The sequence below is a fragment of the Deltaproteobacteria bacterium genome (assembly GCA_016930875.1).
Lineage (GTDB): Bacteria > Desulfobacterota > Desulfobacteria > Desulfobacterales.
This window is the reverse complement of sequence record JAFGFW010000056.1, coordinates 20,691-30,832: the sequence shown is the minus strand read 5'-3', so window position 1 is coordinate 30,832 and position 10,142 is coordinate 20,691. Positions and strand designations below refer to the sequence as shown.

The window sequence follows — 10,142 nt, the reverse complement described above, 5'->3', positions numbered from 1 at the left end:
TGGATGCTGGTTACTGGATACTGGATATAATAAGGATTTCTTTTTTGATTTATCCAGCATCGAGCATCTAGCAACCAGCATCTCCACGTTGCGAGCTATATAGGTATTCTACCACCATAAACTGGTCGGTTTGAGGCCTTGGCTTCGCTAGTCATCAGGCATCAGGCATCGCCACTTATTCCCCTCCCAGTTGATAGCGGGCAAATCGTCTTACGCTAATGCTCTCACCCATCTTTGAAACCATTTCGTGAATCAGATCTTGTATCGTCAGATCAGTGTCCTTGACATATTGTTGCTCCAATAGACACGATTCCCTATAGAACTTCTTCATTTTGCCTTCAACGATCTTATCGATTATCTTCTCCGGTTTTCCCGTCTCAAGTGCCTGGGCCCGATAGATCTCCTCTTCACGCTTTACGATTTCTTCAGGAATATCCTCACTAAGGATGCCAAGGGGTCTGGTTGCCGCAATGTGCATGGCCAGATTCTTGACAAGCTCTTTGAATTCATCGGTCTTTGCCACGAAATCGGTCTCGCAGTTCACTTCCACAAGGACCCCTATCTTGCCACCAGCATGGATATATGAGTTTATTACACCTTCAGATGTCTCCCGGCCAGCGCGCTTCAACGCGGTGGCCAGGCCCTTCTTTCGCAAGAAATCCACGGCCTTTTCCATGTCCCCGTCCGTTTCCTTAAGGGCCTCTTTGCAATCCAAAATACCGGCATTGGTTCTGGCACGAAGCCCCTTAATCATCTCTGTATCGATCTTTGCCATCACGCCCCCTCTTGCGCCTCATCTGCAGCAACTTCGTCTGTCACCTCAGGTGTTGAGACTTTTTTTCTGATGACCTCAACAACAGGGCCTTCCGCGCCATCAGATATCACAGCCCTTTCCACAGCCTCTCCGGCCACGGTTTCGTCGACCGCACCCTGCTCCTCAACATCTTTGTCCGCCTCGGCTCTCAGGCGTTCTTCCATTCGCTGACGCCCTTCTATGCACGCATCAGCCATTCTTGAGGTCATAAGCCGAATGGCCCGGATAGCATCGTCGTTGCCCGGAATAACGTAGTCTATTGTGTCGGGATTGCAATTTGTATCCACAATTGCAACCACGGGAATGCCAAGACGTCTTGCTTCACGGACTGCAATGTTTTCGTTCTTGCAATCCACGACAAATACAGCGCCCGGAAGTTTTTTCATGTTGCGGATACCGCCCAGATTGTTGTCGAGCTTGACCCTCTCTTTCTCAAGTTTCAGCATCTCTTTTTTCGGAAAACGATTGATGGTCCCGTCTGCGGTTATCCCCGTAAGGTAGTTAAGCCTGTCAATCCCTTTTTTTATGGTTTCAAAATTTGTGAGCATACCGCCCAGCCATCGTTTGTGCACGTAAAACATTTCACAGCGGTTGGTCTCTTCATAGACAGAATCGCGAGCCTGTTTTTTCGTTCCCACGAAGAGAACCGACTCGCCGTTGGCAACAGTCTCTACAATGAAGTTATAGGCTTTCCTAAACATCCTTACCGTCTGCTGGAGATCAACTATATAAATCCCGTTTCGAGCGCCAAAGATGTAGCGCTTCATTTTGGGGTTCCACCGTCTGGTCTGATGGCCAAAATGGACACCCGCCTCCAACAATTCCTTCATGGTGACATAAGACATATCTTCCTCCTTTTTTTGTTGGACCTCCGTCCCTATCTTCCCTCCTCTCCACTTTCAGGCCAGAAAACGTGAAAGCACCGGAAAGAAGGTCCAGGGACGTGCGAAATTTGTAAATTTTTTTATTTAGCACAGAAAAAACCTGTTTACAATACAATTTTTGGGTATGGTTTGTCGTCGTTAAACTTGAACGACTCCAAGAATTGAACTTGGCAGGAATTGCGCGAAGGACCGAGGAGGTGTTCACTTAGGGGCCCCGGGTGAGGTGTGTTGCTCATGCGCCATTGTTTGTTTTAAGCTGTTCCCTAAGAAATTAGGGGAAAAGGAGGGTGAGGCCCCTAAGCCTATCAAAAATTGATGCAAAAAGGAGGCCAATAAAGGCCAAATTCCAAAAAAAAGCTCACCTTCCTCACAAAAAGGTGAGCTCTATCATAAGGTTCTGTCAGCCTGAGAGACTCTCAGGGAATTTCCGGGTACGGCTTGCTACTAGTTCTTGAAATGATAAAACTCTTTGGGTGTCTTGGTAACAACAAAATCCACGGCTGCGCCCAGGGCAATGCGCACGGCCTTCTCCATAGAGGTCTTGGAATAACCACCCAGTCCGCCTCCTACGCTTGATCCAACCAGCAGTCCCCCCAAACTGGTGTCTCTGGCTTCGCCTTCCACGCTGGTGGCGGCCACAATACGGGAACTACGGGTATCAATGACCCTCAGATCAATGGCAATGTGGGATTTCTTCAGGCCCCCGGCCACAGCTCCAAAGACACGTCCTATGGTACCTCCAATGCCGCCTCCGATTCCGCCGGAAGCAGGCTCAAACTCCGTGATCGCACCGGTTACCAGCAACTCAGCCCCCTCAATCTCACCAATGGCTGCCGCAGTCTCCTGCTTGACCCGTCCTGAAGCTCCGAAATCCTGCTCGGCAAGTATCTCCCCGATCTGTTGTCTTTCAAGAACAATAAACCGGTTCGTGTTAAACAGGGCCGTAGCAAGCATATCACGCATACCATCGCCAATCTGTACATTCCACCAGCCGTGTAAACGACCGCCTTTTGCAGTCTTGTCCGTAAACTGTGACACGGCAATCCTGGCTTTGGGGCCGTCATAGGCCTCCATCCGGGCCTCATCCATACTGGGGCCACCTTCACCGCTGGTCACCTTGGCTGTGGGCGTCGTCTCGCAGCCCCACAGGCCGAACAACAAGACCAGCATACTCACGCACGATAGGACTTTCCTTGCCATTCTCCTCCTCCTTTCTAGTATTGTTAACTTTTTGCAATCCGTACCAAACATATCGGAAAAATACAAGAAAATTTCCCTTTACCCTTCTTCATGTTTCTGCGGCCCAGCAACTTTCCCCTTCATTATGTCGTTATGCAGCTCAACGGCCATCTCACGGTAAGCGTCAATGGCCTCCCAATACCTTTTGACTCCCTCATCATACTCCTCAATCGAGTCAAAAGCTCTTCTATCAGGAAAACGCACGGAATTCAAATCATCGGTCACTTTTTTCCTGTTTTGTAGACGTGTCGGCATGTTGTGTCAACAAATTGACGAAAAAAGAGGTTTGGAACGCTCTTCTTTAGATAATGCGAAATTGATGCCAATAAGGGCGGGCCCAATGAAAAGAGGAAGCAGATCCGCTATCGCAAGAGCTTCGGGACCTTGGAGTAGGCATCCAGATCCAGGGGCGCGTTTTTCCCTTGTGACAGGTAGTGGTAACCCGTAGCAGCGATCATTGCCGCATTGTCTGTACAAAACTCGGGCCTCGGAATATGGACCGTGATGCCGGCGCGCATGGCCTCTTCCCTAATGCGCGCTCGCAACCTGCTGTTTGACGCCACGCCCCCCACAACAGCCAGACATTCACATCTTTTAGTCTCAGCCGCCAAGATCGCCTTTTGAACCAAGACATCAACCACAGCTTCTTGAAATCCGGCTGCAATGTCCTGGAGGCTTGCCGAACTTTCACCTTGTTGTCCCTGCACATAGCGGGCGACAGCAGTTTTTATGCCGCTAAAACTAAAATCGAAACCAGTCTTATCGAGCAATGCCCTGGGAAAGCGTATCCTTTCAGGATCCCCTTGCCGGGACAGTTCATCTATGACCGCCCCTCCCGGATATCCCAGCCCAAGCAATTTTGCCACCTTGTCAAATGCCTCCCCCGCAGCATCGTCTCTGGTCTGACCCATGTGTTCAAAACGCGTCGGGCCGACTACGTAGTAAAGGCTCGTGTGCCCTCCTGAAGCCAAAAGCGCCACAAACGGAAAAGGTGGGGCAGCAGGTTCCAGATGAACTGCTGTTATGTGGCCCTCCAGATGATTAACCCCGGTCAACGGCAGTCCTCTGGCATAAGCAAAACCCTTGGCAAAGGATAGGCCGACGAGGAGCGCCCCCACCAAACCCGGACCACAGGTTACAGCAACACCATCAAGGCTGTTTGAATCAAGCCCGGCGAGAGACAGGGCTTCTTTAACCACGGGAACGATCTTCTCTATGTGCTTTCGAGAAGCCAGTTCTGGAACAACGCCGCCATAAGGATGGTGGGTCGCAACCTGTGACCAAACCACATTCGATAAAACGGTATTTCCGTTAGATACGACAGCGGCCGCTGTCTCGTCGCAAGAGGTTTCTATTCCCAGGATTTTCATAATGAATGACGGGCAAAATATCCGCAACAAACCAAAAGATCAAGATAAAAGGGTACCTGTCTGTTTTTCCTTGACAAAAGCCGGAAAAGCTCCGTAAATTGTTTATGGAAATAGCGGCACCCACCTGCTTCAATATTTTCATCACCACCTTCTTCCAGGCTGATCCAGTAAATGAAAGACACACCTGCTAAGAAAACTTGTTCAACAGGAACCGCCCAGGCGGCAGGGCTGACCTCCAAGGCCCTTCAGGTCAACCTGGAAGTAACTGATCGCGCTGTATCCATTGACGCCAGGTACTTACCTCTCAAAGAGGTCGTGGAGAGGCTACCAGGCCTCCTCCAGCAGACTCAAGCCCTTTTGTGCGAACTGAATCATCCCTTCAAGAACTGGGCCTATGTAGTCCAGGAAATGCGCAACTACGCAATGAGGCACTTTTCGGTCTACTACGAACATCCCAAAGGGCCTGAAGTCATTGAGATTATCTTAAATGAAGGGCTCGATGCCGTCAGCTCATCATCTGACCGGTCAGTCCAGGCTCAAGCCCTGGACAATATCGTCTACTTTGTTGAAAAAATCATAGATGACGGAAGAAATCGCCTCAAGGACTGCATGCCGGTCCTGTCCGAGCTTTTTGAGGGTTTGATGAGTTTGCCTGATGAGCAGTTTTTTCTCTTGTCGAGCGGATACTATCAGGTCAAACGGATAGGGCAAATCGTATCTCAATTGAAAGAGGATGGATTTGATCACCTCCATTTTAACCCACTTCTTCGCAGGACACTCCAGACGTCTTACGAATACTGGCTCACACAGGAAGATCCCGCAGAGTGGTTTGTCACGGACGGCGAAAAGTCTCATCCGGGACTCTCGCGTCAAGGTCTTTTTCCGGACATATCTCATGCGCACCTTCATGAATTCATGGAAAGGCTGAACCAGATCGATCAACAGGCAACTCCAAAGCTCGTGCTGAACGCGCTCCTTGAGCTGCCCTGCTATGTTGATATCGTGAAATCGTATAAGGAACTTCCACACAGGATCGAGCAGGTTAAAACCGACACCCAAGACAGACTCACCAAAACACTCCGGAGTCTATTTAAGATCATAGAAACCAGGGGCCTTTCTTCCCTACACGAAGACACACTCGGTCGGCTTAACCGGTGTCTTGCTGCAATCATCCGCACCCACAAGGTTGAAAACGTCGAAGACCTGCTCAGCAGGACCTTTGAAGCCCTGAGACAAAGCATGCAGAAATTTCCTGAGGCAGCCTTTCACGCCCTGGAAAATATTGGGAAAGAGGTCTTTAAGAGCAATGATAGCGACATGGTGGATCTGTTTATCCAGCACACCATTGACTCCGGGTTTCAGTGCCCGGAAGTCAAAGGCACCACGACCGAATGGAAAGTGCGGGCAAATCCGGTTCACCTTGCAAACATCAAAGCCTGGCTTCATTTGATCGAAAATGATCCAAAGTGGTGCAAAAAGCTGATTTCCGCTCTGATCATCAACCTTAAACTTGCCGGGCTCTATATCAAGGATACGGACCTGTTTCAGAATGAGATTACTCTATTCCTTAACAGTCATGTCGGCCCTGTTTATAATCTCGCCAAACAGCTGGCCAAGCTGTTTCCCGTCTATTTTAATGAAATAAATGCCGAAGGTGAGCTAAGAGATGTGTCAACGGAGATGGATGATCTCTCGAACCGCGGAGACATCCTGATACACTTTCTTCGGAAGCAGTCTCATGTGGAGAGTAACAACCTCCTCATAGATTTTACTTTGGGAATAATAGACTTTTGGCGCAACAGAGACAAAAAACCCATTGCACCTTATGTCCCTTCTGAGTTCCTTGATGAGATAAAGGAGACGGGAAAACATGTGGATGGGGTGCACAGGCTGGTCACCCGGCTGTTTCAACAAGCAGGGATTCAAGATGCCCGCCAAGTCATGGATCTTGACATAGCTTCACTCAGAGAGCATCTGTCTGAAGTCCCTGACGAGCTGAAAATCGATAGGCAACGAGTGCTTCTCTTAATCCGCTTTTTGGAACTCCTTGATCAAAAGTACAACCTGAACCATTTCGAGACAAACGGTCTTCTCAAGGAGGCCGGTATCAAGGGGCTCCCCAGGACCAGGCGCCTTGAGCAAGCCCTGAAAAACTCTGACTTGATCACTCGCCTGCAGGGCATCCTTGACTATCTGAGATTCCTCAAGCTGACTATCCTATCCCGAAAGCAATTCAGGATTTCAGAAGACATCTACCACAAGCGGCATATTGCTGCTGACATTCCTTCCATGTACGGAACCTATCACGAGAGAAAATTCGACTCCCTGGGATTTGCCTTCCGCCTGGAAAACCTGGCCAATGTCCTTTTTGAGAACCTAATCGGCTCCATCAACCTTAATTTCTTGACTCGAACCACTTTTATTCAGATTGCCGATTGCATGCATTTCCTTGTCCAAGCCATGGAGCTTGATGGCATCGTTGTCAAACCACTGAGGAACTGTTTGAACTTGCTCACTCATGCTATCGAAGTCAGGCGTTTTTCTTTTACCCAGTACCTGGACATTTTCAGGGAGTTTTCCCGGGCCGAGCAGCACATCCTGAATACCCATTACACCAGTATTCACAAGGAAAACCTCGGACGGATTGTACCGCAACTGGGTCCTGACAAACTTCTTCCGAAATATGGCGTGAAGCAAGGTGAGAAGATCTCTGAAGAGGTCATAAGCAAGGTTTCAGAGACCTTTTTCCGGGATATTGTGGCAACCACTTTTGGCTTTCAATATCTGGACACCTTTGTCAGCAAAATCATTCATACCCTTTCCCGTCAATCTGAGGAACTTACCGGTGAAAATCTGGATCTCCTGCTGAGCTATGACCCAGGCAAATCTGTATCAAAAATTCAAAGGCCCATGCGCTTAATCAGTGATCCCATCACTCTGGGCAACAAAGGCAACAACCTGGTCAGGCTCGCAGCGCTAAAGATGCCTGTCCCCGACGGGTTTATCATCACAACAGAGGTTTTCAGGTGTCTTAGAGCCATCAGCGCCTTTGAACAGGCCGAGCAGGACCTTAGGGAAAAAATACTTTTTGAAATAAAACAATTGGAAAAACACTCCAACAGACGGTTCGGTGACCCTTATAATCCCTTGCTTTTGTCGGTTCGCAGTGGATCCGCCATTTCCATGCCCGGCATGATGGATACCTTCCTTAATGTGGGACTGAATGAGTCCATTGTAGAAGGCCTGATCAAGAAAACAGGCAGGCCCTGGTTTGCCTGGGACAACTACAGGCGCTTCCTCCAGTCGTGGGGCATGTCCTACAACATGGAACGGGACGTATTCGACGCTATCATGAGAGATTACAAGGTCAGATATGCCGTGGACCGAAAAAGGGAATTCACACCCGAACAGATGCGCGAGACGGCCTTGGCCTATCGTCAGACTCTGTCTGCCGCAGGCGTGGTCCTTATCGATGATCCTCATGAACAGCTTTTTCAGGCTATTCGACAGGTCTCTTATTCGTGGAATTCGGATAAGGCCAGAACATACCGTGATATCATGGGAATCTCCGATGATTGGGGCACTGCAGTGATAGTTCAATGTATGATATATGGCAATCTGCACCACCAAGCCGGTTCAGGTGTGGTTTTCACACACAAACCACACGCCTCTCTCGACAAAATCACTCTATGGGGCGACTACACGACAGGAAACCAGGGCGAAGATGTAGTATCCGGTCTCGTAAGGACCGATTCCGTTTCACTGGAGCAAAAAATAGCACAGGGCAGAGACCAAGATCATGCCCTTGAAGAGGTATTCCCGGAAATCTTTGGGGCTTTGCGGGAAGTGTCCAAATCCCTCGTCTATCAGAAGGGATGGAGCGCGCAGGAAATCGAGTTCACCTTTGAAGGACCAACAGCAGACAAACTTTACATTCTGCAATCGAGAGATATGATTGTCAGCCAAGAGAAACGTCAGCCGGCTTTTGTCCCCTCTTCCAAGCTCAAGGGGGACCTCCTGACCAAGGGGGTTGGTGTAAGCGGAGGAGCCCTGAATGGAAGGGCTGTTTTTTCGCTTGATCACATCAGCCATTTCCGCAGCCTGGAACCGGAGACACGACTCATCCTCATTCGTTTTGATACCGTTCCGGACGACATACGAGAGATCTCGGCGGCAGACGGTCTTTTGACGAGCAGGGGAGGAGCAACGTCGCACGCGTCCATTGTTGCACATCAACTGGAGAAAACGTGTGTAGTGGGCTGTTCCAATCTCATGGTCTATGAAAAAGCGGGTTATGGCATAGTGAGCGACCACACCATTCAACGTGGAGACTTTTTGAGCATAGATGGCCGGAATGGCTTCGTCTACAAAGGACAACATGAGATACAGTAGTAATATAGAAATGCCTAAAAAAGGCATTTCGATGCTATGAACCAAGTACGGAAAACTAATGACTCTTACCTGCCCCAAAGGACCAGGCTTCCTGAACTGAAACAAAATACGGAGAGATGCCATCATGAACAACACAGCGCTTGGAATCAACGGCATGGGACGTATTGCCAAACTTTCCATCTGGCAACACATAGGAAGGAAGAGCTTTTCGGAAATTGTGGTAAACATTGGCCGTGCCGTGGGCACAAGCCTCGAGGATGTTGCTCGTTTCATTGAAAAGGACTCCACATACGGCACCTTGCATAACTACATCCATGGTTACAGGGCAGGTCGTGTGATTGACAACCTGGACGAAAAGACGGGCTCAATGTCGATTGACGGCGTCCGAGTTACCATCCTGCGGGAGGTTCGTGATCCCAGGCACATTCCGTGGAAATCCCATGGGGTTGATGTAGTGGTTGAATCAACAGGGCAGTTCACCGATCCAACCCTGGCCCCGGACGCACCGGGAGGCGCCGTGCGGGGTCACTTGGCTGCCGGGGCACGCAAGGTAATTGTGTCAGCTCCATTCAAGATAAAGGACAAGGCCGCCCCTATGCCCGAAGATGCGGTCACCACGGTCTTAGGTATCAATGATAGTGACTTTGACCCGGCCAAACACAAAATCCTATCAAACGCCTCTTGCACCACAAACTGCTTGGCCCACATGCTTAAGCCCCTGTTGGATTATTTCGGTTTTGAAAGGATTCTCACTGCGTCCATGGCGACTGTCCATGCGGTAACGGGTTCCCAGTTGGTTCTGGATCGAGCCCCCAAGGCAGGAGCAGTTGATCTCCGACGCAACCGGAGCGTGTTCAACAACATCATTCTAACCACCACAGGAGCCGCAAAAGCCCTGGCCCTGGTAATTCCGGAGATGAAAAAGATCGGATTTATCGCCGAATCAGTAAGGATTCCAACCAGTACGGGCTCACTGATCATCCTGGTCATAGATATTCAGGACGATTCTGTCTCTGCCCCAATAAATCGGAACCAAATCAATCAAATTTACGAAGACGCTGCCGAGAGGGACAAAAAAGGCTATCTTCAGTTTTCCGACGATCAGAACGTATCTTCAGATATTATCGGCTACCCCTTGGCTGCGGCAGTAATAGAGGGTCAAGAGACTCACACCCGCACGGCCACCATCTCTTTTGACCTGACACGCCTTAAGGGCTATTCAGAAGAAGTTGGAGAGCGTCTGGGTCAGAGTATCGTTGACATACCTGTTACAAAGATAGTCGTCTACGGCTGGTACGATAACGAAATGGGCGGATATGCCCACATGCTCGCAGATCGGACGGCAACGGTCGCTTCCATGCTGGACTAATGGGGATTGACAGTGCGAGCGACTCTATTGTATAAATTGCCATGGTGGAGGCTTCTGGAATATGATTTTTTTGA

General features: G+C 49.5%; 7 protein-coding genes. 2 read left to right on the top strand and 5 right to left on the bottom strand.

Translation table 11 applies throughout. The features are described 5' to 3' along the window. Window positions 1-175 precede the first annotated feature (175 nt). From tsf to tsaD, 5 genes are all read right to left on the bottom strand, one after another. Window positions 176-775: a translation elongation factor Ts gene (gene tsf, locus JW883_06010; GenBank protein ID MBN1841821.1), complete on the bottom strand. Its 600-nt coding sequence runs from the start codon at window positions 773-775 to the stop codon at window positions 176-178. Continuing rightward, window positions 775-1,659 carry a 30S ribosomal protein S2 gene (gene rpsB, locus JW883_06005; GenBank protein MBN1841820.1) on the bottom strand — a complete coding sequence of 295 codons (885 nt, stop codon included), beginning with the start codon at window positions 1,657-1,659 and terminating at the stop codon, window positions 775-777. The genes tsf and rpsB overlap by 1 nt, the downstream gene beginning before the upstream one ends. A gap of 483 nt (window positions 1,660-2,142) precedes the next feature. Next, on the bottom strand, window positions 2,143-2,898 hold the full coding sequence (locus JW883_06000; GenBank protein MBN1841819.1) for a hypothetical protein: 756 nt from the start codon (window positions 2,896-2,898) through the stop codon (window positions 2,143-2,145). A 78-nt stretch (window positions 2,899-2,976) separates the two neighbouring features. Then, on the bottom strand, window positions 2,977-3,162 hold the full coding sequence (locus JW883_05995) for a hypothetical protein (protein MBN1841818.1): 186 nt from the start codon (window positions 3,160-3,162) through the stop codon (window positions 2,977-2,979). 137 nt (window positions 3,163-3,299) lie between these two features. Beyond that, window positions 3,300-4,307 (bottom strand): tRNA (adenosine(37)-N6)-threonylcarbamoyltransferase complex transferase subunit TsaD, encoded by a 1,008-nt coding sequence (gene tsaD, locus JW883_05990; GenBank protein ID MBN1841817.1) that lies wholly within the window; start codon window positions 4,305-4,307, stop codon window positions 3,300-3,302. Between the two features lie 171 nt (window positions 4,308-4,478). Between tsaD and JW883_05985 the strand changes: the two genes are divergently transcribed. After that, a complete protein-coding gene (locus JW883_05985; protein MBN1841816.1) occupies window positions 4,479-8,699 on the top strand; it encodes a hypothetical protein in 4,221 nt (1,406 codons plus the stop codon). Between the two features lie 124 nt (window positions 8,700-8,823). Then, complete coding sequence (locus tag JW883_05980; GenBank protein ID MBN1841815.1) at window positions 8,824-10,068, top strand: glyceraldehyde-3-phosphate dehydrogenase; 1,245 nt, start codon at window positions 8,824-8,826, stop codon at window positions 10,066-10,068. Window positions 10,069-10,142 lie beyond the last annotated feature (74 nt).